The organism is Mycobacterium sp. SM1 (assembly GCF_018361265.1).
GTDB lineage: Bacteria > Actinomycetota > Actinomycetes > Mycobacteriales > Mycobacteriaceae > Mycobacterium.
Window position 1 is genome coordinate 758,764 of the sequence record NZ_JAFLNH010000001.1, and the last position, 21,289, is coordinate 780,052.

The 21,289-nt window shown below is 64.0% G+C and carries 23 protein-coding genes, 5 pseudogenes and 1 other annotated feature; of the genes and pseudogenes, 10 read left to right on the forward strand and 18 right to left on the reverse strand.

Annotation, left to right across the window (positions count from 1 at the left end):
- Positions 1-29: 29 nt before the first annotated feature.
- The 6 genes and pseudogenes from MSM1_RS03405 (at position 30) to MSM1_RS21445 (ending at position 4,388) form a co-directional block, all read left to right on the forward strand.
- Positions 30-2,303, forward strand: a complete 2,274-nt coding sequence (locus MSM1_RS03405) for a site-specific integrase (protein ID WP_307857269.1) — start codon at positions 30-32, stop codon at positions 2,301-2,303.
- A gap of 43 nt (positions 2,304-2,346) precedes the next feature.
- Positions 2,347-2,874: pseudogene (locus MSM1_RS03410) on the forward strand (IS21 family transposase); the annotation flags it as partial.
- A gap of 30 nt (positions 2,875-2,904) precedes the next feature.
- Positions 2,905-3,090: pseudogene (locus MSM1_RS03415) on the forward strand (ATP-binding protein); the annotation flags it as partial.
- Between the two features lie 117 nt (positions 3,091-3,207).
- Entirely contained in the window at positions 3,208-3,498 is a 291-nt protein-coding gene (locus MSM1_RS03420) for a transposase (protein WP_213440173.1), read from the forward strand.
- Positions 3,495-3,968, forward strand: coding sequence for an IS3 family transposase (locus MSM1_RS21440; protein WP_307857270.1), 474 nt, complete (start codon positions 3,495-3,497; stop codon positions 3,966-3,968). Before MSM1_RS03420 ends, MSM1_RS21440 begins: the two co-directional genes overlap by 4 nt.
- A gap of 3 nt (positions 3,969-3,971) precedes the next feature.
- On the forward strand, positions 3,972-4,388 hold the full coding sequence (locus MSM1_RS21445) for a DDE-type integrase/transposase/recombinase (protein WP_307857271.1): 417 nt from the start codon (positions 3,972-3,974) through the stop codon (positions 4,386-4,388).
- A gap of 43 nt (positions 4,389-4,431) precedes the next feature.
- Here MSM1_RS21445 and MSM1_RS03430 read toward each other — a convergent pair whose 3' ends face one another.
- Positions 4,432-4,827: a hypothetical protein gene (locus tag MSM1_RS03430; RefSeq protein ID WP_213440174.1), complete on the reverse strand. Its 396-nt coding sequence runs from the start codon at positions 4,825-4,827 to the stop codon at positions 4,432-4,434.
- 92 nt (positions 4,828-4,919) lie between these two features.
- Between MSM1_RS03430 and MSM1_RS03435 the strand changes: the two genes are divergently transcribed.
- Complete coding sequence (locus tag MSM1_RS03435; protein WP_213440175.1) at positions 4,920-5,213, forward strand: hypothetical protein; 294 nt, start codon at positions 4,920-4,922, stop codon at positions 5,211-5,213.
- Between the two features lie 113 nt (positions 5,214-5,326).
- Here MSM1_RS03435 and MSM1_RS03440 read toward each other — a convergent pair whose 3' ends face one another.
- Positions 5,327-5,494: a hypothetical protein gene (locus MSM1_RS03440; RefSeq protein WP_213440176.1), complete on the reverse strand. Its 168-nt coding sequence runs from the start codon at positions 5,492-5,494 to the stop codon at positions 5,327-5,329.
- A 580-nt stretch (positions 5,495-6,074) separates the two neighbouring features.
- Between MSM1_RS03440 and MSM1_RS03445 the strand changes: the two genes are divergently transcribed.
- Positions 6,075-6,392, forward strand: coding sequence for a helix-turn-helix domain-containing protein (locus MSM1_RS03445; RefSeq protein ID WP_213440177.1), 318 nt, complete (start codon positions 6,075-6,077; stop codon positions 6,390-6,392).
- Between the two features lie 27 nt (positions 6,393-6,419).
- Here MSM1_RS03445 and MSM1_RS03450 read toward each other — a convergent pair.
- The 10 genes and pseudogenes from MSM1_RS03450 to MSM1_RS03490 form a co-directional block, all read right to left on the reverse strand.
- A pseudogene (locus MSM1_RS03450) lies at positions 6,420-6,578 on the reverse strand (ATP-binding protein); the annotation flags it as partial.
- Between the two features lie 41 nt (positions 6,579-6,619).
- Entirely contained in the window at positions 6,620-7,711 is a 1,092-nt protein-coding gene (locus MSM1_RS03455; RefSeq protein WP_213440178.1) for an IS630 family transposase, read from the reverse strand.
- Between the two features lie 8 nt (positions 7,712-7,719).
- On the reverse strand, positions 7,720-8,556 hold the full coding sequence (locus tag MSM1_RS03460; protein WP_213440179.1) for an IS3 family transposase: 837 nt from the start codon (positions 8,554-8,556) through the stop codon (positions 7,720-7,722).
- 214 nt (positions 8,557-8,770) lie between these two features.
- On the reverse strand, positions 8,771-9,232 hold the full coding sequence (locus MSM1_RS21450; protein ID WP_307857332.1) for a group II intron maturase-specific domain-containing protein: 462 nt from the start codon (positions 9,230-9,232) through the stop codon (positions 8,771-8,773).
- Positions 9,218-9,745, reverse strand: a pseudogene (locus tag MSM1_RS21455) (reverse transcriptase domain-containing protein); the annotation flags it as partial. The gene MSM1_RS21450 and the pseudogene MSM1_RS21455, both read right to left, overlap by 15 nt.
- A gap of 840 nt (positions 9,746-10,585) precedes the next feature.
- A pseudogene (locus MSM1_RS03470) lies at positions 10,586-10,858 on the reverse strand (transposase); the annotation flags it as partial.
- Entirely contained in the window at positions 10,819-11,268 is a 450-nt protein-coding gene (locus tag MSM1_RS22860) for a transposase (RefSeq protein ID WP_213440180.1), read from the reverse strand. The pseudogene MSM1_RS03470 and the gene MSM1_RS22860, both read right to left, overlap by 40 nt.
- The gene (locus MSM1_RS03480) at positions 11,151-12,065 is read right to left on the reverse strand and encodes a transposase (RefSeq protein WP_213440181.1); all 915 of its coding nucleotides are present in this window, start codon (positions 12,063-12,065) and stop codon (positions 11,151-11,153) included. The genes MSM1_RS22860 and MSM1_RS03480 overlap by 118 nt, the downstream gene beginning before the upstream one ends.
- A 236-nt stretch (positions 12,066-12,301) precedes the next feature.
- Entirely contained in the window at positions 12,302-13,363 is a 1,062-nt protein-coding gene (locus MSM1_RS03485; RefSeq protein ID WP_213440182.1) for an alpha/beta fold hydrolase, read from the reverse strand.
- A complete protein-coding gene (locus tag MSM1_RS03490; protein ID WP_213440183.1) occupies positions 13,360-15,030 on the reverse strand; it encodes an NAD(P)/FAD-dependent oxidoreductase in 1,671 nt (556 codons plus the stop codon). Before MSM1_RS03490 ends, MSM1_RS03485 begins: the two co-directional genes overlap by 4 nt.
- A 263-nt stretch (positions 15,031-15,293) precedes the next feature.
- Between MSM1_RS03490 and MSM1_RS03495 the strand changes: the two genes are divergently transcribed.
- Positions 15,294-16,214 carry a helix-turn-helix domain-containing protein gene (locus MSM1_RS03495; RefSeq protein ID WP_213440184.1) on the forward strand — a complete coding sequence of 307 codons (921 nt, stop codon included), beginning with the start codon at positions 15,294-15,296 and terminating at the stop codon, positions 16,212-16,214.
- Positions 16,215-17,001: 787 nt separating this feature from the next.
- Here MSM1_RS03495 and MSM1_RS21465 read toward each other — a convergent pair.
- Genes MSM1_RS21465 through MSM1_RS21480 form a run of 4 tightly spaced genes read right to left on the reverse strand, consistent with a single transcriptional unit; the run spans position 17,002 to position 18,536 of the window.
- Positions 17,002-17,157 carry a hypothetical protein gene (locus MSM1_RS21465; protein WP_236054730.1) on the reverse strand — a complete coding sequence of 52 codons (156 nt, stop codon included), beginning with the start codon at positions 17,155-17,157 and terminating at the stop codon, positions 17,002-17,004.
- A 38-nt stretch (positions 17,158-17,195) separates the two neighbouring features.
- Positions 17,196-17,786 carry a hypothetical protein gene (locus MSM1_RS21470; RefSeq protein WP_236054731.1) on the reverse strand — a complete coding sequence of 197 codons (591 nt, stop codon included), beginning with the start codon at positions 17,784-17,786 and terminating at the stop codon, positions 17,196-17,198.
- Positions 17,783-17,977, reverse strand: a complete 195-nt coding sequence (locus MSM1_RS21475) for a hypothetical protein (RefSeq protein ID WP_236054732.1) — start codon at positions 17,975-17,977, stop codon at positions 17,783-17,785. Before MSM1_RS21475 ends, MSM1_RS21470 begins: the two co-directional genes overlap by 4 nt.
- Positions 17,964-18,536, reverse strand: a complete 573-nt coding sequence (locus tag MSM1_RS21480; RefSeq protein ID WP_236054733.1) for a site-specific integrase — start codon at positions 18,534-18,536, stop codon at positions 17,964-17,966. Before MSM1_RS21480 ends, MSM1_RS21475 begins: the two co-directional genes overlap by 14 nt.
- 125 nt (positions 18,537-18,661) lie before the next feature.
- Here MSM1_RS21480 and MSM1_RS03510 point away from each other — a divergent pair.
- Positions 18,662-19,932, forward strand: a protein-coding gene (locus MSM1_RS03510; protein ID WP_213440185.1) for an IS3 family transposase whose coding sequence is annotated in 2 segments (ribosomal slippage) — positions 18,662-18,935 and positions 18,935-19,932 — 1,272 coding nt in all. Because the reading frame shifts where the segments join, the coding sequence is not laid out codon by codon here.
- Positions 18,931-19,062: a sequence feature (AL1L pseudoknot), on the forward strand. (Overlaps the previous gene by 132 nt.)
- 148 nt (positions 19,933-20,080) lie before the next feature.
- On the opposite strand, the gene MSM1_RS03515 is transcribed toward MSM1_RS03510, so the two are convergent.
- Both MSM1_RS03515 and MSM1_RS03520 read right to left on the reverse strand, forming a co-directional pair.
- Positions 20,081-20,974: an IS3 family transposase gene (locus tag MSM1_RS03515; protein WP_213440186.1), complete on the reverse strand. Its 894-nt coding sequence runs from the start codon at positions 20,972-20,974 to the stop codon at positions 20,081-20,083.
- On the reverse strand, positions 20,971-21,261 hold the full coding sequence (locus MSM1_RS03520; protein WP_213440187.1) for a transposase: 291 nt from the start codon (positions 21,259-21,261) through the stop codon (positions 20,971-20,973). The genes MSM1_RS03515 and MSM1_RS03520 overlap by 4 nt, the downstream gene beginning before the upstream one ends.
- Between the last annotated feature and the right edge of the window lie 28 nt (positions 21,262-21,289).

Below are 21,289 nucleotides of genomic sequence, written 5' to 3' on the forward strand. Positions count from 1 at the left end.
CCCAGCTCGACCGCGCAAACGTCGATCGGGTGGTGGCCTCAGCGACCAGAGCGATGGCCTCGGAGCGGGTGCGGGACAACCGCCGGTTGGGTCTGCCACTGCTACTGGACTGGCTTGACGAGCAGCCGGGCGACACCTGGCAGGACCGCTGGCTGGCCAGCGGCGCTGACGACGCCGGCGAGGACTGGGCACAGATCCCTGGGCAGTGGCTGCGCAGCCGCGGTCAATACTCCGGGCACAGGCTGGGGTTGATGACCAGCTCGCTGCTGCTCGTCGTTGGCGCCGATGTGATCCGGCCCTCCCTGCACTGGTTGTTGACCGCGGGCAAGAAACGCAAACTGGTCCGCAACATGGTCCACGGCCGCGACCGGGCCGGGTTCGACATGCTGCGGCAGCGCTGCGAACAGGATCCCGCACTGCGCAAAGACGTCAGAGTCGACGTCCTGTTCCGATCCGCTGTGATCGTCGCCGCCAAGGGCGGATGCCTGTCGGATGTCACCGTCGGTGACGTCCTTGAGATCCTCGATGCCGAACGTGAAATCCGTGGCCGGGCCAGTTCGGCGATTGCGACGTTTCGGATGCTGCGCAAAGCAGGCATTTTCGGCGCCGACGTGCCCACACTGCGTGAGATCCGCAGCTTCGGTCAGCGCACGGTTGAGCAGCTCGTCGACCGATATCCGATCGCCTGTCAACCGATGCGGGATCTGCTGGTGGACTATCTGCGTGACCGCCAACCCGCCGTCGACTACTCCCGGCTGACCGGGCTGGTTCATCACCTGGTCCCATGTTTTTGGGTCGATCTGGAACAACACCACCCCGGCATCGACTCGCTCAAGCTGCCGCGCGACGTGGCCGGAGCGTGGAAGCGGCGACTGCGCACTAAGACGACCACGGTGATTCGCGACGGGCAACGCGTTGAGGTCGTTCGCGAGCGGATGGGCTATCTCGACGTGCTCTCCTCGGTTCGGGCGTTCTACCTGGATCTGGCGGAATGGGCACTGGAAGATCCGGCTCGCTGGGGCCCGTGGGTCGCGCCGTGTCCGATCAGCCAGGAAGACCTCGTCCGCCGCAAGTTCGTCCGCCGCCGCAAGGCCCGCATGGACAGCCGAACCCGCGACCGGCTACCTGTGCTGCCGATCCTCGTCGAAACCACCGACCGCTGGCGCCGCGAATCTCAAGAGCTGTTCGCCGCCGGCCAGCAGACCCCGCCCGGGCAGGCGTTCACCGTCGCGGGAAGGACCTTCACCCGGGTCGATCGGCCCCACGCGCCTGCCCGCAATATCTGGGCTCGCGAACCTGACACCGGCAAGCTGTTACTGCTGAATCGGGCCGAGGAGCATGCGTTCTGGGCCTGGGCGGTCGTCGAGGTGTTGCGGCACACCGGAATCCGCGTCGAGGAACTGCTCGAACTCACCCATCACAGCCTCGTTCAATACCGCCTACCCAGCACCGGCGAACTCGTGCCGCTGCTACAGATCGCGCCGTCGAAGACCGACGCCGAGCGGCTGCTGTTGATCAGTCCCGAACTCGCCGATGTCTTCAGCGCAATCATCTGCCGCATCCGCCGGCCCGACGGAACAGTCCCACTGGTGAAAGCTCGCGACAGCCACGAACGGATATGGATGCCACCGGCCGCACTACTGTTCCAACACCCCATCGGGGGCGAAAACCACTCGTTTAGCCATGCATTCGTCAGCGATCTACTGGATGAGGCCCTCGCCAGAACGGGGCTGACCGGCCCCGCCACCGGCGAACCGCTGCGGTTCACCGCTCACGACTTCCGCCGCATCTTCATCACCGACGCCGTCCTCAATGGGCTGCCACCCCACATCGCCCAAATCATCGCTGGCCATCGCGACATCGGCGTCACCATGGGATACAAGGCGGTCTATCCCGACGAAGCCATCACCACCCACCTAGCCTTCCTCGCCCGCCGCCGCAGGCTGCGCCCCACCGAGGAATACCGTCAGCCCACCGACGAGGAATGGCAGCAGTTCCTCGGCCACTTCGAACGACGCAAGGTCTCCGTCGGCACCTGCGGTCGCGCGTTCGGCACCAACTGCATCCATGAACACGCTTGTGTCAGATGCTCGTTGCTCTGGCCCGACCCTGCCCAACGAGCCCGACTGCTCGAGATCCGCGACAACCTCAAAGCCCGCATCGCCGAGGCCGAACGCGAAGGCTGGCTCGGCGAAGTCGAAGGACTCCGGGTCAGCGTCGCCGGCGCCGAAGACAAACTCGCCCAGATCGAAAGACGCCACCACAAAACGGACCTCGGCATCCCACGACCCTTCACAGACTGACGAACCGCAACCAGAATCTCGAAAATCTGTTCGGTTCAGAGAACACCTCAAAGTCGGCAAGGCCCTCTACAGCGTGCCGTGGCGGCTGATCGGGCAGCGCCTGCACGCCCGCACCGCCGGTGACATCGTGCAGATCTTCGCCAGCAACGAGGTCGTCGCCACCCACGCGCGGCGGCCCTCCGGGCGCTCCACCGACTTCGCCCACCACCCGCCGGAAAAGGCCGCCTTCGCGATGAAAACCCCAACCCGGTGCCGGCACACCGCCGCCAAGATCGGGCCGCACTGTGAGGCCGTGATCGCCGAATTCATGCGCGACAACGCAATCCACCACCTGCGGGCCGCGCAAGGAGTGCTCGGGCTGCGCGACAAACACGGCTGTGACCGCCTCGAGGCCGCCTGCGCTCGCGCGCTCACCGTCGGCGATCCGGCGTATCGGACCATCAAAGGCATCCTCACCGCCGGCACCGAACACGACGGCGCCACCCAACCGGCAACCGGCGCCGCCGCCACCGCAGCGTTCCTGCGCGGCCCCGACCAGTTCGGCGCAGGCGACACCACCGGCGTCGCCTGAAGATCAACCAATCCCGGAATCTAACCCAAGCGTGCAGTCAGCGGCAAGCCGCTGATACTGACCTCCAACCGTGCCCCGAGCGACTGGTACGGCCTGTTTCCTAACCCCGTCGTCGCCGAATCACTACTTGACCGCATCGTCAACACCAGTCACCAGATCCTCATGGATGGACCCAGCTACCGGCCCCGTAAACGGCCCGGACGCAACACCGGCTAGACAACACCACCGCGGGGCACGGTAAGACCTACCATCGAGGCCCGCACCTGGGGAATTCCGTGACGGCAACCGGGAAATCCCCCGAAAGTGTGGAGGCATGCACTATGAGGTAAGGGCATGTCAGAGACGCGCAGGAAGTTCGACCGGGAGTTTCGGGAGGGAGCGGTACGGATAGTCCGGGATACCGGTAAGCCGATCGCGCAGGTGGCCCGAGACCTCGGGATCCATCCGGGCACCCTGGGTAATTGGGTTGCCAAAGATCGTGCTGAGCGGGAAGGCGCCCAGGGGCTTTCCACCGCTGATATCGCCGAGTTGAAGCGGCTGCGCGCCGAGGTCGCCGAGCTGCGCATGGAGCGTGATGTGCTCAAGCGATCCGTGGTCGGCTGGGTCAAGGAGGCGACGAGGTGAGTGTGGCCCGCTTTATCGCCGACCAGAGGACCGTGCATCGGGTGCCACACACGGTGTGCTGCGCGCTTTTGGGGGTCAGCGTTTCCTGGTTCTATAAGTGGCTGGACCGCGAGCCCACTGAGCGGCAGCGACGCCGCGCGCGGCTGGATGCGCGAGTGGCGGAGCTGTTCGAGCGCTCCCAGCGCACGTACGGCTCGCCGCGGATCCACGCCGACCTGCTCGCTGAGGGCTGGAAGGTCAGCGTGAACACGGTGGCCGACTCGATGCGCCGGCAAGGGCTGGCCGGGCGCAAGCCTAAGCGCCCCAGGGGGTTGACCCGCCAGGACAAGAAGGCGCCTCAGTTCCCCGACCTGCTCAAACGGGACGTCACCGCCGCAGCGCCCAACCGGGCGTGGTGCGGTGATATCACCGAAATCCCCACCGATGAGGGCAAACTGTCTTTGGCTTCGGTCTTGGACCTGTGCGGGTGACGTTTGCTGGCTTGCCCGATGTCGGAGCACCCCGATGCGGAGCTTGCCAGCGACGCGATCAAGATGGCCGTCGCAGTACGTGGCGGGCGCGCAGCGATCGCTGGCGTGATCTTTCACACTGATCGCGGATCTACCTACACCGCCAATGATTTCACTAAGCTGTGCCGCAAGCTCGGGGTGCGCCAATCGATGGGACGTGTCGGGTCGTGCTTCGACAACGCCGCCAGCGAGGCGTTCTTCTCCACCCTCGAACACGAGGTGCTGTCCCGCCACCACTTCGCCACCAAGGCACAGGCACGCGAGGCCATCACCACCTGGTGCTACGAGTTCTACAACACCCGACGTCGGCACAGCTCAGCCGGGTTGCTGCCACCCGTCGAATACGAAAAAATCACGGCCATCCAACCGGAGGCCGCATAACGGAAACCTCCACGTTTTCAGGGGAAACCCAACCCCTGGGGAATTATGTGACGGTCGACACTTTGACGCCGATGGCAGTCAGCGCATGGTCGAGGTAGCTGCGGAGCGCCCGCTTAGACACCGTGCGGCTTTCTAGCCGTCGGCGCCATTGGAACAGCAGCGGCAGGGGCGGATTGTAGACGCGTTCGTTGTTGTCGGAGGACACCACCAGCGGCACGTCGGGCCGATCGCCGCGGATACGGGCCACGATGGTTGACAACACCTCCGCCAGCTCCGGTGAAATCACCAGCAGCCTCTCGGCGTCGGTCTTCGACGGGGTGATCTGCAGCAACGGGATCAGCTCCCCGGTGGCCGGCAGCCGGTATTGGATGAGGCTGTGGTGTGACAGCTCGGTCAGTTCCTCGATTCGAATCACGGTGTGGCGCAGTACTTCTACCACGGCCCAGGTTCCAGAACCCGCGGTGTTCTTCGAAGCTGAGGTCGCGGCGCCGACCGCTGTCGGGATCCTCGGCCCACACGCGCCCGCTCGTCTTGGTCTTCATCACCGACCGGCGCAACGTCACCCCGGCGGCGGTGAACACCTCGCCGGGCCGGGCCTGCTCGGCGGCGGCGAGCAGCTCGACGCCGCGGGTGCATTCGGCCGCCACCCAGGACATCAGCGCGGGCAGCACCGGGAGCCGCTCGCGGGTGCGCGCGTCCATGCGCGACTTGCGGTGGGGGCGGTCCTTCGTGTGCGAGGCATCGCTGGCGCTGACCGGGCAGCGCACCGCCCACGGGCCCCATCGGGCCGGGTCGTCGTCGGCCCACTCGGCGATGTCGAGGTAGAAGGCCCGCACCGCGGTGAGCACGCTGCGCCCGTCTAATCGCGGCGCGGTCATCGTGAGGTGTTCGCGCTCGGGTGTGGTCGTGGTACGGGAGCGGAACATCACCCGCTGCTTTCACGCCGCGGCGACTTCGCGGGACAGTTGCAGCGAGTCGATGCCGCGGTGGTGGGCCTCCAGGTCGGCCCAGAAGAGCTTGCCCAGCAGGTAGGCATGGTGTTGCAGCGAGGAGAACTCCATCGACGGCTGACGTTCCCGCAAGTAGTCCACAAGCACGTCGCGCACCGGGCGGCACGCGATGCGGTAGCGGTCGATGAGTGCTCACAGCTGGAGTGTCCACGGCCGGAGAACATCTCGATGGCGGCGGGCGCATCGGGACCGAGGTCGCCGTGCGCGCGCAGCAGTTGATAGAACAGCGGGCTGTTGAGATGGCTGGGGGTGGTGGCCCGGGCGCGGGCCGCGGCAGCGAGCAGCTCCACGCAGTCGCCGACCCGCACCCGCTCGACTGGGCCGCCCTTGGCCGCCAGGATGATCGCAACATTGGTCAGGGCCTGCTGCTGGCTCTGCAATCCGATCTGGCCGGTGCGACACAACGCGCTCAGCGCGGCGAACGCACCCGAGGGGTCACGCGTGCGGGCCATCTCCGTGGCAAGGTTGTGCCGGGCCGGGGCGAACCCCAGCAGCCACTGGATATTGCGGCTGGTGAGAGCCGGTGTTCCGCTGTGGGGTGAGCCACTGTTCCGTTGGCTGGTGAGCCACTGCGACGTTATCGGGTGAGCCGTGGCACCGCTGCTGGTGTTCAAGGTGCGACCGTTCGTCGGTCCGTGTCGCTGGGGCGCGGACGTGACGAAAGGGGTCACCTTCGATGGTCGACTACAAACAGATCCTGCGGCTATGCGCCGAAGGGGTGAGCCAGCGCGGTATCGCGGATGTGTTGGGCTGCTCCCGGAACACGGTGGCGGCGGTGTTTTCTGCCGCGAGTGCTGCCGGTGTGGGTTTCGGGGAGGTGACCGACCTCGCCGCCGATGAGGTCCGTCGTCTGTTATTGGGCGAACCTGCCAGACCGGACTCAGACCGTGTGGTGCCGGATTTCGAGCATGTGCACCGTGAACTGGGGCGTCCGTCGGTGACGCTGTGTCAACGGCATGTGAAAACTGACCCCCTGGCGGCATCTGAAAATTGACCCCCCCTAGGTCCGGGTGGTTGGTGGTTATTCTTCGGTGGTTGCGGCTGGTGGGACGCGGCCGAGGTCGCGGTCTTTGAGCCGGTAGCTGTCGCCTTTGAGCGCGACGACTTCAGCATGATGGACGAGGCGGTCGATCATGGCGGCGGCCACGACGTCGTCGCCGCCGAAGACCTCGCCCCAGCGATTTGGAGCTCGCATATGTTCGTCTCCTCGGATTCCTGCTGCTAGTGTCCCGCGCCGTTAATTCGTTTCAATAATCGTTGGATGGACTGGAGGATCTGTTCAGCGGTTTTGGTCCACACGAACGGTTTTGGATTGTCATTCCAGTTGGCGACCCAGGCCCGGATGTCTTTTTCCAGGGCTTGCACGTTGCGGTGGTCGCCGCGTTCGACCAGTTGGCGAGTGAGTTCGGCGAACCAACGCTCAACTTGGTTGATCCAGCTGGAATAAGTTGGCGTGTAGTGCATGTGGAATCGGGGGTGCTTGTCTAGCCAGGCCATGATGGTGGGCGCTTTGTGTGTGCCGTAGTTGTCGCAGACCAGGTGCGCGTCCAGCTCGGCGGGGACCGCGGTGTCGATCTTTGTCAGGAACTTCTTGAACTCCACAGCGCGGTGGCGGCGGTGCAGTGAGGAGATGACAGTGCCGCCGCTGATGTCGAACGCGGCGAACAGGCTGGTAGTGCCGTTGCGGACGTAGTCGTGGGTGCGCTTTTCGGGCATGCCGGGCATCATCGGAAATGCTGGCTGGCTGCGGGCCAGCGCCTGGATCTGGGACTTTTCATCCACGCACAAAACCACTGCCGACTCGGGCGGGTCCAGGTAGAGCCCGACAACGTCGTAGGCCTTCTCCACGAACAGGGGGTCGTTTGAAAGCTGGTAATGCTCGCTGCGGTGTGGTTGCAGCTCGAAGGCCTTCCAGATGCGCCCGATCGTCGACTTGCTCAAGCCCGACCGCGTGGCCATCGATGCGCCCGACCAGTGCGTGGCGTTGTCCGGGGCGCACTCCAAGGTGGCCACTACCACGTCTTCGACCTGTTCAGCGGTGATCGTGGCTGGTCGACCCGGGCGCGGTTCGTCGACCAACCCGTCACAGCGCGCCTCGAGGAACCGGCTGCGCCACTTACCCACCGTTGGTTGCGACACGTGCTCTTGGGCGGCCACCTGCTTGTTGGCCAGGCCCTGCGCGCAGGCCAGTACGATCCGCGACCGCAACGCCAACGCCTGCGAGGATTTCCGCCGCCGCGACCACCGCGTCAACGTCTGATGTTCCTCGTCGCTGAGCACCAGTTCTGCTGTTGGCCGTCCACGTCGCGTCATAGATTGAATTATTCTATAGCCCAACGTAATTGGGCTTGACCCGTTTGGTGGACACACGGTCGGGCGGCTTGTGCCGTCTGAGTGAGTCGGTTCTCGAACTCGACGGGGCAAATCATACCCAGGGATGAATGGCGCCTGCGTCGGTTGTAGACCCGCTCGATCCAATCGCCGACGGCGAGTTTGGCGGCGGCTTTGGTGGGCCACACGTAGCGGTCGTAGAACTCGACTTTCAGTGTCGCCCAGAATGATTCCTGCTGGGCGTTGTCCCAACACACCCCTGTACGGCCAACCGAGCGGGCCAGGTTGTGCTCGCGGGCCAACCGCGCGAGCTGCGCTGAGGTGTACTGGCAGCCGCGATCAGCGTGCACCACGACCTGCTGGGCGGGCTCGCCGCGCATCGCCACGGCCATCTCCAAAGCGCCCTGGACCAGATCGGTGCGCAGGCAATCGTCGATGGCCCAGCCGATCACCTTTCGTGAGCAGCCATCGCGCACGGCACACAAATACAGCCAGCCCTCACCAGTGCCCAAATAGGTGATGTCGCTGGTCCACACCCGGTTGAGGATCGCGGTGTCGAAACGGCGCGTGAGCGGGTCTTTGGGCACCGCAGCAGCCAGGTCAACCACCGTGGTCGCCGGCGCGAGCCGGCGGGGGCTGATCCCGGCCAAACCCCGCCGGCGCAGCGAGGCCGCCACCGTTTTCCGTGACACCGTCTCACCGTCGTCGCCTAGATCGGCCAGGATGCGTGGGGCGCCGGACACACCGTCAAAGGCCGCGTGAAACGTCGCGACCTTGGCGTCCAGCTCGGCGCGCCGCCGCTGAGCCTGGACTCGGTACGCGATCACGGGATGTGCGCCACTTGTAGTACCCCGAGCGCGACACCTCCAGCAGCTCGCACATCCGCTTGATCGGGTCGGTGGCCTGCTGCGCCTCGATCACCCACTAGGCTGCTACCGGTGCTGCTCGCAGGCGAAGAAGGCCGCGGGTCGAGTAGCCCGGGGGAATCGCACCCCCGGGCCCTCACAGAACCGTGCGTGACAGTCTCCCGTCACACGGCTCTTACCATCCAGTCGCCATGAAGCCGCGGGTGTATTGCCACTGCGCGAGAAGCCGAGGGTAGTGCTCGCCCAAGGCTTTCCACCACGCGTGCGCTCTCTTGAACCCGTGCAACCGCCGGTATTCCTTGCGAGCCCACCGCATCAGGTAGGTGTTGATGCGTTTGCACAGCGCATACAGTTTCGACCGGTAGAACCGGCCGTAGTACTGCAGCCAGCCCCGCACGATCGGGTTGATCCACCGTGCGATCTGGCCCAGGGACCAGTCGGTGTGCCGATGTAGCCTCCAACCGCGCACGTCGCGGTTGATCCGCTTCTCGGCTTCCTTGCTGATCGCGGGTAGAAACGAGCCGAACTTACGTCCGTGTCGGTCCCGCGCGGTCCGCGCCCGGAATTCGTACCCCAAGAACGTGAACGACGTATGCTCATAGGAGCGTGTGCGCCGATTCCAGTCCTGGCAATACACGACTTTCGTCTTCTTCGGGTGCAGCCTTAGCCCGACTTCGGTCAGGCGTTCGGCGATGGCGTCGCGCACCATCAGCGCCTGCTTCTCGCTGGCGCAGTGCACGACAGCGTCGTCCACGTAGCGTTCGAACCGCACGGTCGGAAATTCCCGTGTCATCTAGGTGTCGAACGCATAGTGCATGAGCAGGTTCGCCAGAATTGGTGAGACCGCCGACCCCTGCGGGGTTCCGCGGTCTCGTTGTTCTAGCGTCCCGTCCGGGCGCTGCAACGGCGCCGAAAGCCACCGCTGCGCATACAACACCACCCAGGCCTGATCGGTGTTGGCCCGAACCGCCTTAGCCATCAGCTCGTGGTCCACGGTGTCGAAGAACTTCGCGATGTCCAGATCGATCACCCACTCGTTCTTAAAACACCGCTCCCGGCAGGCCGCGACCGCATCCAGCGCCGAGCGCTTCGGGCGATAACCGTAGGAGTCGGGGTGAAACATCGGCTCCACCCGCTTTTCGAGCTCCATGGCCACCACCGTCTGCGCGACCCTGTCAGCGACCGTGGGGACCCGAGAGTGCGGACCCCGCCGCTTGCCTTCGGGATCTCCACCGCCCGCACCGGCGGCGGAAAGTACGTCCCCGACGACATCCGATTCCACACCTTGTAAAGGTTGTTTTTCCGGTCGGCCTCGAACTCCTCGATCGACACCTCATCGACCCCAGCCGCACCCTTGTTCGCCTTCACCCTGCAATACGCCTCGCGCACCGCCCATTTCGAAATCTCGAACGGCTTGCCCGACGACCTTGATTGACTCATCCAGCTCCTCCCGGCACACGCCGGTTGACTGCTTCACCAACCCGAATGGTCCGGCCCCTTGGCTCCACGCCCATTACAGACGCTTCCTCGCTACTACGAGCCGGTCCGCCGGCCCGCCCCGCATCGGTACTCCACGCCTCACAGTTTCTGCTGCTCGACGCGCTCCCTCTCGCTACCGCCCGGCAGCATTATCGGAGCGCGCCTTCCCACGTTCCGTGCGAACGCCGCAGATCAGACTCACGTCGCCTCCATGCCGGACACCTCCTGGCCAGAAGTTCGGACACCCGCCAGACTCGTCCCGGAGCCAAAAAGACGCCCCGGTTTCGATGCCACATAATTTAATTTCGACATGTCCTCAGCGATTCACTTGCGTTCGTCTTGCTGATCCCCATCTGACGCCTCTACCAGCGCCTTTTCCTCATCGCTCACCACGACGGTCTTCAGCCAACGCAGCATGAGGTGATTTGAAGCCTCCCCCGAACGGGCGACTTCGAAGGGCCACAACCCCTTCATCATTCGCACAGCACCACGTTCAGCGACGCGACCTACCTCATGCCACCTCCTGTGTTCGTGGCGCACCTTTTTTCAGAAACTCACGGTCCACACGTAATTCGGCGTTTTCGCGGCGCAGCCGCTCCAGCTCTGCGCGTTCATCAGCATCGAACACCGCGCCAGCATCGCCAGCCGATAGGGCTCGGCGTTGCAGGCGCACCCAACGCCCCAGCACTTGTTCACCAACACCGATCTCGGCGGCCACATGAGCCACCGGCCGGCCGGTCTCAATCACCAGGCGGGCAGCCTGCTCCCCAAACTCCGGGGTGTACTTGCCACGCTTGCCCGAGACACGGACATCCTTCCCGCGGGACCAGCAGTCCCACCAGTCAGGTGTCCACCATCAGGGGTCAACCCCACTGTGCGCTTGGTGTTTTTGATTTTCAGGTTCAAGGATTCGGTTGGCCCGTTTGAGACGTCGGTGTGGGCGAAGTATGCGAGAAACTCTGCCCTGCAGGAGTGCAATGTCTTTCCCAGGCGGGCGATTTCGGGAGCTGGGCAGTCGCGGGCTGCGGTGATGACCGCTGCCGCGGCGCTGGCGTCACGGAGCTGATAGCAACGCATCAAGTCCTGGGCGATGCTGCAGGCTGCGGTGAGCTGCCCGCCCGGGTCGCCGGCGAGGAGTCCGTTTCGTAGGCGGTCCCAGGCCCGTTGGGAGAGCCGCTCGGCGCGGCAGCGCAACGGCGCACCCGGTCGAGCGCGGTCAGCGCCAGCTTTGTCACATGGAACGGGTCGAGCACGCCAACCGCTTGCGGCAGTGGCTGGTTCAACGCGGTAGCGTAGCCGCGACATGGGTCTAGTGATGCGGTGGTGATCTGCGCCTTGCCCGTGTCCTCGCGCTGGTGTAGCCAGCTGGCCAACACCACGCCGCAGCGCCCGTCGACCACGTCGAGCAGCCGCGCGGGCCGACCCGGTGTCAAATCGGCGATACCGCTCGCATACCTGGTTGGGTGCTGCCCGCTGGCACGCAGGAACGAGGTTTCCTCCACCCCGATCGCCCTCGGCGCGTCCAACCGTGCCGGGTCGTCGATGATCGGCTCACCGCGCGTGCTGGCGATCCGCATGATCGTCGCCCAGCCCACACCCAGCGCCGAGGCGACCCGTGACGCGGCGCCGTCGCGGGCGCCGACCTGCTCGAACGCCCACGCCCGGGCGCGCTCGGTCACACCCGCGCGGGGCGCGATCGCAGGATGCCGCTTCGTCCAGGTCTTTTTGGGGCACAATGCGCGCGGACAACACCAGAGGCGTTTATGCCAGCACACCACGACCGGTCGCCCGCCGATCGGCAGGTCGCCTACCCACACCGGGCGGCGATCCTTGGCCCGCGCCACCGCGCCGCATTCGGGGCAGGGTATGACCTCAGCGATGGTCTCCACCAGCAGCTTCAGCTCACCGCCGGCATCGGCGGCGACCAGCACGCGAAAACCGTCCAATCCGAACAACGCCGCAACAACCGAACCGGTACCCTCTGCTTGCAACCTGGGACTCCTCGGCAATCCGTGTGATCTTGGTTGTGACCACGGATCGTGCGAGCCCCAGGCCCACAATCAGGTCATTTCAGGGCCCACGGCGTGTCGCCCGAGCCTCCCCATTCCCAGGTTCGTGGAGAAGAGCCAGATAACCGGTGTGCACGAAATCCGGGGCGATTCACGCCGTCCTCAGAAGCTCGCCTATCACGCCCCCTTCGACGTTCGTGACACACACCGATTTAGGCCTAGATATCGACCGCGAGCAGGTCACCAAGATGCCGGTCAATCTGGGGCATGTATGTGGGAGTGAGGCCGAACAGGGCCAAGTGGCCGAGTAGATCTTCGATTACCCGCAGTTCGCTGTTTTTGATCATCTCTTGTTCGGCTCGGCAGTCACGGACCGGGAACAGCTGGTCCTCGTCGATGGGCATCACAAAGGTTTTAGCCGTGATCCGCCCGAGAGCAGCGGCCAAATCACCACCGGTATGGCGGGCTACATCGCCACGCTGCCAAGCCCAGGACTGGGTAAGCAGATCGTTAGGGTCCATTGCGGTGAAATAAGGCTCCAGAAACCCGCTCAGGAATGTCTCCTTGGTCTCAAACCCTAAACCGCGCCACACTTCTTGTTTCCAGAACTCGGTAGATAGACCGACCACGGCCCAGATGTGGGCCTCCCTGACGAGACCATTGAATACGTCGGTGTTGGACGTGTATTCACCACCAGCCCAGCCCGGGTCGGACTGGGTGGCCTCGCGTAGGATCTGCGCGATTAGAAAATCACCGGGGGTATTTTGCGCGGTACCAGCGATCGGTGCAGCACGCCGCACCTTATGCGGGAACCGAACCGCCCATTCATAGGTTTGCTGGGCACCCATTGAGCCACCAACCACCAGGGCAAGCTGATCAATCCCAAAGTGATTTCGCAACAGCCGTTCCTGGGCGACCACGTTGTCCCCGATACGCACGTTCGGAAATTTCGACATGGCGATGCGCGCATTTGCGCCGCTGGCATTATGCGGCGACGTCGACAGACCTGAGCCGATCTGATTGACGCAGACAATGAAATACTGCTCAGGATTGAGCGCGTGATCGGGTCCGATATAAATGTCACGCCAGATCTGATGGGTGCCCGAGTACCAGGTTGGGATCAAGATGGCATTATCCTTGCCCGCGTTAAGCTGCCCGAAAGTCGCCACCGCAAGCTGGCAGTCGGGGATCACACCACCGTCTTCGAGGTCGAGTGCCCCGACGCTGATCAGGTCATAATCGCCGTGAACCTCATGGCTATAGAATGGATTGTCGATCATGCGACGACCTCTTGGGTGACGGTTGCGTCGAAGGTGAAACCCTCATAGCCATTGGCAACGATCTCATCGCATTTGGCTCGGTAGGGTCCGACGAAATCGAGGTTGGGTAAAAATACACGGGGTTTTCCGGGAATGTTGGCGCCCATATACCAAGTGGCGGCGGTGGTGAACAGGGTTGCCTCGGCGACCTCTTGGTTGTGGGTCACCCAGGCGTCTTCGGCTTCGCGAGTGGCTTCGATAGTGCCTGCGCCCCGATCGGCCATGTCAGAGATGATGCGAGAGACTAACTCAACATGCTGTTCGATAGAGACCGTCATGTTCGACAGCACCGACGGGCTTTGCGGGCCCGTGATTAAGAACAGATTGGGGAACCCGGCGGTCATCAAGCCCAGATAGGTGCGCGGGCCCTCCGCCCATTTTTCTTTCAATCCCACGCCTCCGCGACCACGAAAATCGATATCGGTAAATGGCGCGGTGAGCGCGTCGAAACCGGTCGCAAATACAATCATGTCGAATTCGTAATCGGTGCCGTCAGACAACCGCAACCCGGTATCAGTGATAGTGGCAATTGGGTTAGCTTTCACGTCGACCAGGCGTACGTGCGGAAGATTGAACGTCTCGTAGTAATTGGATTCCAGCGGAACCCGTTTGACACCGAACGGATACCCCTTGGGCACCAACAACTCAGCGGTGGTCGGATCGTTGACCCGTTCTCGGATTCGCTCTTCCAAGAACGCGCGAACCTTGGCGTTAGCCTCATCGGAGACTAGGATATCTAGATAGCAGCCAAGCCAGCCCCCGAATCCGCCCTGGTTGTATCGGACCCTCATTTCGGCGTTAACCTCCTCCTGAGTGGACTCGGAAGCCCCCTTTTCCAGGAAGTAAAGTTCGAACCCGGTCGCGGACTCACGGATCCTCTGCTTTATCCCCTCGTAATCGGCCTTGCGGGCTTGCTTGATCACCTCGGGCACCGGGCCATGAGCAGCCGGAAGAGTGTAGTTGGCGGTGCGTTGAAACACTGTTAGCTCTGAGGCTTCCTGCGCAATACGTGGTATGGCCTGGATAGCGCTGGCACCAGTGCCGATGACGGCCACCCGCTTGCCGACGAAGCGCACTGGCCGGTGCGGCCAGCGCCCGGTATGATAGGCCTCGCCGCGAAACGCGCCCAAGCCCGGGAATTGCGGCGTGTTGGGCACCGAGAGCGTGCCGACAGCGGCGATCACGAAACGCGCGGTTAGGCGCTCACCACTTGCAGTGGTCACCGTCCAAGTACTATTACGCTCGTCGAATCGGGCCCCCGTGACCCGGGTGTTAAATCGGATATCGCGGTAGAGATCGTACCGCTCGGCGACATGCTCGATGTAGGAGCGGATCTCGTCTTGCTCGGGGTAGCGCTCACTGTATTCCCACTGCTGCCACAACTCTTTGTCGAACATGAAGCAGTAAACATAGCTTTCCGAGTCACACCGCGCCCCGGGATACCGATTCCAATACCAGGTTCCACCGACACCGTCACCAGCCTCAAGGACTCGGACCGACAAACCTAAAATGTTGCGTAGCCGATGCAGCGCGTAGACGCCGGAGAATCCAGCGCCGATGACGATGGCATCGAAATCGACGTCTGCACTCGTGTGCTGTCGGCAGGTACGTGGTGTGGCTGCAGTCATCCTTCACCTCCTACGCGTCCGAACAAAATGAGCGACGCAGCTTCGTCACCCGCTGAAAGCGACGTTGGAAACAGATTGTGGTGGTTCGGCGCCATTCGAATCTTGAACGTCCGGGCGAAGCCGTTGAACAAACGTGCGCAGTCCGACAGGTCCGCCAGTGAGCAACCCAACCAAAAATCGTTGTGCGTTAGCTCACTCTGGTCTTAGCCTGGCACCGTGGATCGGTGGTTTCACCCCACTTGCCAGGACTAGGAGACCAGCCAATGCCCCCGCCTCTGATCGTTCCGGAACAAGTTCCGCTCTGGGTGCCCGGCCAGCTCACCGTACGCAGCCCGACGATATGGCGTGGTCTGTCGGTACGGGGCTACCGCTACCGGAGCTCGGACGTCGAAGTACCGCCGTTGCGGGACTTTTTGATCGTCGCCTATCTACGGGGAAGTACCGCGATGCGCCGCCGCGTCGACGGTGCGTGGGTTAACGAAACGCTACGCCCCGGTGACGTCTCGCTGTTGACGCGTGCGGCAGCGTCACACTGGATCTGGCCGAACGATATCGAAGTCGTCCATGTCTATCTCACCCGCGACGAACTCGCAGCCACCTGCCGGCAGATGTATGAGCGCGACGTCGAAGAGGTCGAATTGCGTGACGAGGTCAGAGCTGATGATCCCGCTATCCATCACGTTTCGGTGGCTCTCGCAAACGAGGCCACCCACGGTGGCGTCGGCGACCAGCTATTGGTTGACTCGCTCTCTGTGCAACTGTGCGTGCACATCCTGCGCCGCCACGCCGATGTGATCTTCCGAGACGCGGCCGGGCACGATGGCCTGACCTTCGCTCAGCAGCGCACCGTTTATGACTACATCCAAGAGCACCTCAGTGAAGCAATCACACTAGACGACCTCGCCGCGTCAGTGGCATTAAGCCGGTATCACTTCGCCCGGCGCTTCCGACAATCCACGGGCACCAGTCCGCATGATTTCGTGCTTCGGCAGCGAGTCGAGCGGGCCAAAATCTTGCTGGCCCGCACCGGTGACCCACTGGCGCACATCGCGACACGCTGCGGCTTCGCCGACCAGAGCCACTTAACCCGCGTGTTCAGCAAATATGTCAGCGTCACCCCGGGTCGTTATCGAGCCACCTGTGGAAACGTGCTGAATCCTGATTGCACGACGCCAGCGTCGTAGTACAGATGCGGTGCTTGCACAAAATCAGGTACTTGGTCCGTCGATGCCGGCGGCTGACCGGTGTGATGTCATACGCTATGAAGTGGTTGTATGACACAACTGGTAGACAAGTGCGGATCTCGCTGGCGCGACGACCGGTGAGGATCTGCAACAGAAGCATCCGCATGGCCTGCCGGTCGTCGAGTCCGTCGGCGGTGATGGTCTGGCCGTCGCCGCGGGTAAGGGTCATCTGCTCGGTGCGGGGCATCCCGATCAACGGCAGCGTGACGGTCGACACTGGGCCAGCGCGTGCTCGTCGATGTAGTTGCAGGAACGCGCTTGCCGATGTGGCGAGTGTCGGATTCTCGGGTGGCACGGTTACGGGAGTCGGGGTCCAGCGCGCGAACGCTGCGGCCTGCTCGACCGCCACTGCGGGTCAATGAGGACCTCGGCTGGATCCGTGTAGCAGGCGGTCAGCCACTTATCGAAGCGACGAAGGCTGGGCAGCCTTTCCTGGCTGACGGTGGTCCAGCGCAGCGCACCGGATTCGAGCATCGTGCCCAGGTGCCATTGAACCGTCCCGCAGCCAGGGCTGGGTAATCTGCCCTAGTGTGTAGCCATGGTTTGCGACTGGCTCACGATTGGTTAGTGGGATGCGCGGGTCGCAGCGCGGGTGCCACTCGTCGAGCTGCCACCACGGGTCGTCATGGCAGGCAGCGATCAGCGCCAGCCGCGCGAACCCGAACACGATGCGCATCCGGGCGCGGGCTTGTCGTGACACCAACCGCTTCCACCTGCTGGCATAGAGCTAGCCCTGCAACGCGGCGGCAGTGTCCCAGTCCATCGCGCGGATCGATGGTGGGATCGGATGGGCCTCACGAATCGCATAGCGCAGGATGTTGGCCAGTTGCGCCATCGCCAGCACCGACACGCGGGTGCCATCACTGGCCTGCCAGTGCGCCATCCACGCCAGCTCGGGCGCGAAGGGATCGGGTAATCCGCTCAGATCGAGTTGTGCCCAGTCGTTTTGGGTGATAAACGCCCAGGTGGGGATGCCTTCGCCGATGACGGGACCGTGCCACTGCGGTGGCAGTGCCTGCCACAACCGCCAAATCGGATCGGTGTCACCGACCAGCCGAAGATGCTGGGGCCCCTGCTCATTGGTCCCTCGCTGACCTGCCAGCCGCTGGCGTAGGAGGTCCAGTTCGCCGCAACCCGCAGCGCCTCGTCCTCACGGACCCACCCGTAGAGGTCAAGGGTGGTCTGCGCGTGGGCGTGGCCCAGCCGACGAGAGACCACCCATTCCGGGATCCCGGCCAGCAGCAATGCGGGGACAATGTGCCGAAACCAATGCGGAGTCCAGGAAGTCGGGCCGATCCCGTGTCGCCGCAGCGCCGACACCTTCTCCCGTACCGTCGTCTCACGCATCGCGGCAAGCAGCGGTGGGCGCGCCACGTTCACCAGAAGCGGGCTCTGCTCGGTCAGTGCGATACCGGCTTCAGCTACCCGGCAAGCGATATCGGTGAGATAGTCGGCGAACAACCGCTCCAAGTCAGCACCGAAATACACCCTGCGGCGCCGCATCATCTTCACCCGCGCCCCGTTGGGACGCCACCCTCTCGAGGCACGATCTCCACATAGGCGGTGCCGCCGCGGCCGAGCACGAACTCGCCGACTCTCAGCCCCAACGCCTCGCCTAAACGTAGGCCGGTCTCGGCCAGCAATGCCAACAGGAACCGGTCACGCAGATTGCCTCGCCACAATCCAGCGTCAGGGTCGAACACCGCGCAACCGTCCAGAATCGCCTGGATCTGCTGCGGCGCAGCAGCGGGGCCTGTCCCGTGCCCTAACGCGGCGCACCCGCACCAGCGACGACGCCGCAGGGGCAGAACGCGCATCAAGGTGCGCCAGCAGCCCTCGCGCCGGTCGGCGGCGCGGTGTTCCGCGCAGCAGCCGACCTGCCACCTCTACCCCGGACACCGCCTGGTGCCATCGATAGAACGAAATCAGCGCGGCCAGCCGGGCTTCCAGCGTCACAGCCGACGGCGCATCGCCTGACTCGGCAAGGCTGGTTTCGACCGTTCGGCCGTTACGTTGCCACGACAGGAACGCCGTGACCGCCGGCACCCCGACATCACGCCAACCGTCGGCCTGCCCCCGCTGCTCCAGAAAGCTCCACCACTGCGCCAGCGAGGTCGCATACCCGCGAACAGTGTTCGGCGACCATAAGTGCCGATGCGCCTCGATCCACTCCTCCACGGCCTCGACCGTCGCACAGTCCTCCCCGAGCACCGTCCAAGTCCGCTGCCCAGCCGCCGGGGCCAGCGCCACCGGATACGCCATTGCTGTCGTTCCTTCACGTCAAAGAACACCCGCCGATAAACCGGCAACAACAATGACGAAGCCCTGATAACCCCTGAACCGTCCCCGGTTTTATGCGCACTTCCTTTGTTGGGAAGGATGGCGCGATGCCGAGCAAGTACGACGAGAACACCAAGACCAGGGCCGTGCGGTTGGTGCGCGAACACCGCGACGACTACGACTCAGAGTGGGCGGCGCTCAAGGCGATCTCCGGCCGGCTGGGGATGCATACCGAGACGCTACGCAAGTGGGTGCGTCAAGCCGAGATCGACGCCGGTGAAGCAGCGGGGATGTCCAGCGAGGAGAGCCGGGAGCTGCGGGAGCTGCGTAAGAAGAACCGGGAGCTTGAGCAGACTATCGAAATACTCAAGGCCGCAACGAGTTTCTTCGCGCGGGAGTGCGACCCGCTACACCGCTGATCTGTGCGTTCATCGACGAACATCGTAAGGAATTCGGGGTCGTACCGATCTGCCGCGCCCTGGGTATCCAGGGCGTGGCGATCGCCCCGCGCACCTACTGGGCGCACCGCTCGTCGGCGCCGTCGAAACGGGCCCTGTGGGACACCACGATCACCGAGATCCTGGCCGGCTACTACGAGCCTGACGCCGACGGGAAACGCCCACCGGAGAGCCTCTACGGCAGCTTGAAGATGTGGGCGCATCTGCAGCGGCAGGGCATCCCGGTGGCCCGGCGCACGGTGGAACGGATCATGCGCCGCAACGGTTGGCGGGGTGTCACCCGTGCTCGCCGCCCGCCGCGTACCACCGAGCGCGACTCGGCCGCGGCCCGAGCGCCGGACCTGGTGGGCCGGCGGTGGCGCGTTGCCGCACCCAACCTACTGGAGGTAGCTGACTTCACCTACGTCGCGCTCGACACCGGCGGGTTCGGCTACACCGCGTTCGTCGTCGACGCCTACGCCGGGCTGATCCCCGGCTGGGAGTGCTCGATGACCAAAGACACCGGCTTCGTCGAGCGCGCCCTGCGCCACGCCGCGGCGTTCCGCGCCCGTCAAGGCTATCCGTTCAACGACACGATCCATCATAGCGACGCCGGAAGCCAGTACACCGCAATACATTACGGTGAGACGCTGATGCTTGAGGGGCTGATACCGTCGATCGGTACCGTCGGCGACGCCCTGGACAACGCGCTCTGCGAAACCACGATCGGGCTCTACAAAACCGAGTGCGTGCGCCCAGGCTCCCCGTTTCGCACCGGCCCGATCCGCACCCTCTCCGACCTGGAGAACATGACCTCGGCGTGGGTCAGCTGGTACAACGACCGCAGGCTGATGCACCGCCTGGGCCGCATCCCGCCCGCGGAAGCCGAGGCCGAGCACTACGCTCGACTCCAGGCCGGAAAGCACACCGGTCACACGTAACCAGGTGTGCATGAAACCGGGGATGCTTCACCCCTCGTCGCAGACATGGATGCGAGCTATCGGCACATGCTGATAACACCCGGGACCGGTAAGACGCACCTGGCGATCGGCCTGGCATGTGTTTCCCCTGAAAACGTGGAGGTTTCCGTTATGCGGCCTCCGGTTGGATGGCCGTGATTTTTTCGTATTCGACGGGTGGCAGCAACCCGGCTGAGCTGTGCCGACGTCGGGTGTTGTAGAACTCGTAGCACCAGGTGGTGATGGCCTCGCGTGCCTGTGCCTTGGTGGCGAAGTGGTGGCGGGACAGCACCTCGTGTTCGAGGGTGGAAAAGAACGCCTCGCTGGCGGCGTTGTCGAAGCACGACCCGACACGTCCCATCGATTGGCGCACCCCGAGCTTGCGGCACAGCTTAGTGAAATCATTGGCGGTGTAGGTAGATCCGCGATCAGTGTGAAAGATCACGCCAGCGATCGCTGCGCGCCCGCCACGTACTGCGACGGCCATCTTGATCGCGTCGCTGGCAAGCTCCGCATCGGGGTGCTCCGACATCGGGCAAGCCAGCAAACGTCGCCCGCACAGGTCCAGGACCGAAGCCAAATACAGTTTGGCCTCATCGGTGGGGATTTCGGTGATATCACCGCACCACGCCCGGTTGGGCGCTGCGGCGGTGACGTCCCGTTTGAGCAGGTCGGGGAACTGAGGCGCCTTCTTGTCCTGGCGGGTCAACCCCCTGGGGCGCTTAGGCTTGCGCCCGGCCAGCCCGTGCCGGCGCATCGAGTCGGCCACCGTGTTCACGCTGACCTTCCAGCCTTCAGCGAGCAGGTCGGCGTGGATCCGCGGCGAGCCGTACGTGCGCTGGGAGCGCTCGAACAGCTCCGCCACTCGCGCATCCAGCCGCGCGCGGCGTCGCTGCCGCTCAGTGGGCTCGCGGTCCACCCACTTATAGAACCAGGAAACGCTGACCCCCAAAAGCGCGCAGCACACCGTGTGTGGCACCCGATGCACGGTCCTCTGGTCGGCGATAAAGCGGGCCACACTCACCTGCTCGCCTCCTTGACCCAGCCGACCACGGATCGCTTGAGCACATCACGCTCCATGCGCAGCTCGGCGACCTCGGCGCGCAGCCGCTTCAACTCGGCGATATCACCGGTGGAAAGCCCCTGGGCGCCTTCCCGTTCAGCACGATCTTTGGCAACCCAATTACCCAGGGTGCCCGGATGGATCCCGAGGTCTCGGGCCACCTGCGCGATCGGCTTACCGGTATCCCGGACTATCCGTACCGCTCCCTCCCGAAACTCCCGGTCGAACTTCCTGCGCGTCTCTGACATGCCCTTACCTCATAGTGCATGCCTCCAC

Excerpts from the sequence above, each read along its gene's own strand:
- MSM1_RS03420 (WP_213440173.1), top strand. The coding sequence starts at position 3,208 with ATGTCAGAGACGCGCAGGAAGTTCGACCGGGAGTTTCGGGAGGGAGCG.
- MSM1_RS03495 (WP_213440184.1), top strand. The coding sequence starts at position 15,294 with ATGCCCCCGCCTCTGATCGTTCCGGAACAAGTTCCGCTCTGGGTGCCC.
- MSM1_RS03485 (WP_213440182.1), bottom strand. The coding sequence starts at position 13,363 with ATGATCGACAATCCATTCTATAGCCATGAGGTTCACGGCGATTATGAC.
- MSM1_RS21465 (WP_236054730.1), bottom strand. The coding sequence starts at position 17,157 with ATGGCGCACTGGCAGGCCAGTGATGGCACCCGCGTGTCGGTGCTGGCG.
- MSM1_RS03490 (WP_213440183.1), bottom strand. The coding sequence starts at position 15,030 with ATGACTGCAGCCACACCACGTACCTGCCGACAGCACACGAGTGCAGAC.
- MSM1_RS03455 (WP_213440178.1), bottom strand. The coding sequence starts at position 7,711 with ATGACGCGACGTGGACGGCCAACAGCAGAACTGGTGCTCAGCGACGAG.
- MSM1_RS03520 (WP_213440187.1), bottom strand. The coding sequence starts at position 21,261 with ATGTCAGAGACGCGCAGGAAGTTCGACCGGGAGTTTCGGGAGGGAGCG.
- MSM1_RS03445 (WP_213440177.1), top strand. The coding sequence starts at position 6,075 with ATGGTCGACTACAAACAGATCCTGCGGCTATGCGCCGAAGGGGTGAGC.
- MSM1_RS21480 (WP_236054733.1), bottom strand. The coding sequence starts at position 18,536 with ATGGCGTATCCGGTGGCGCTGGCCCCGGCGGCTGGGCAGCGGACTTGG.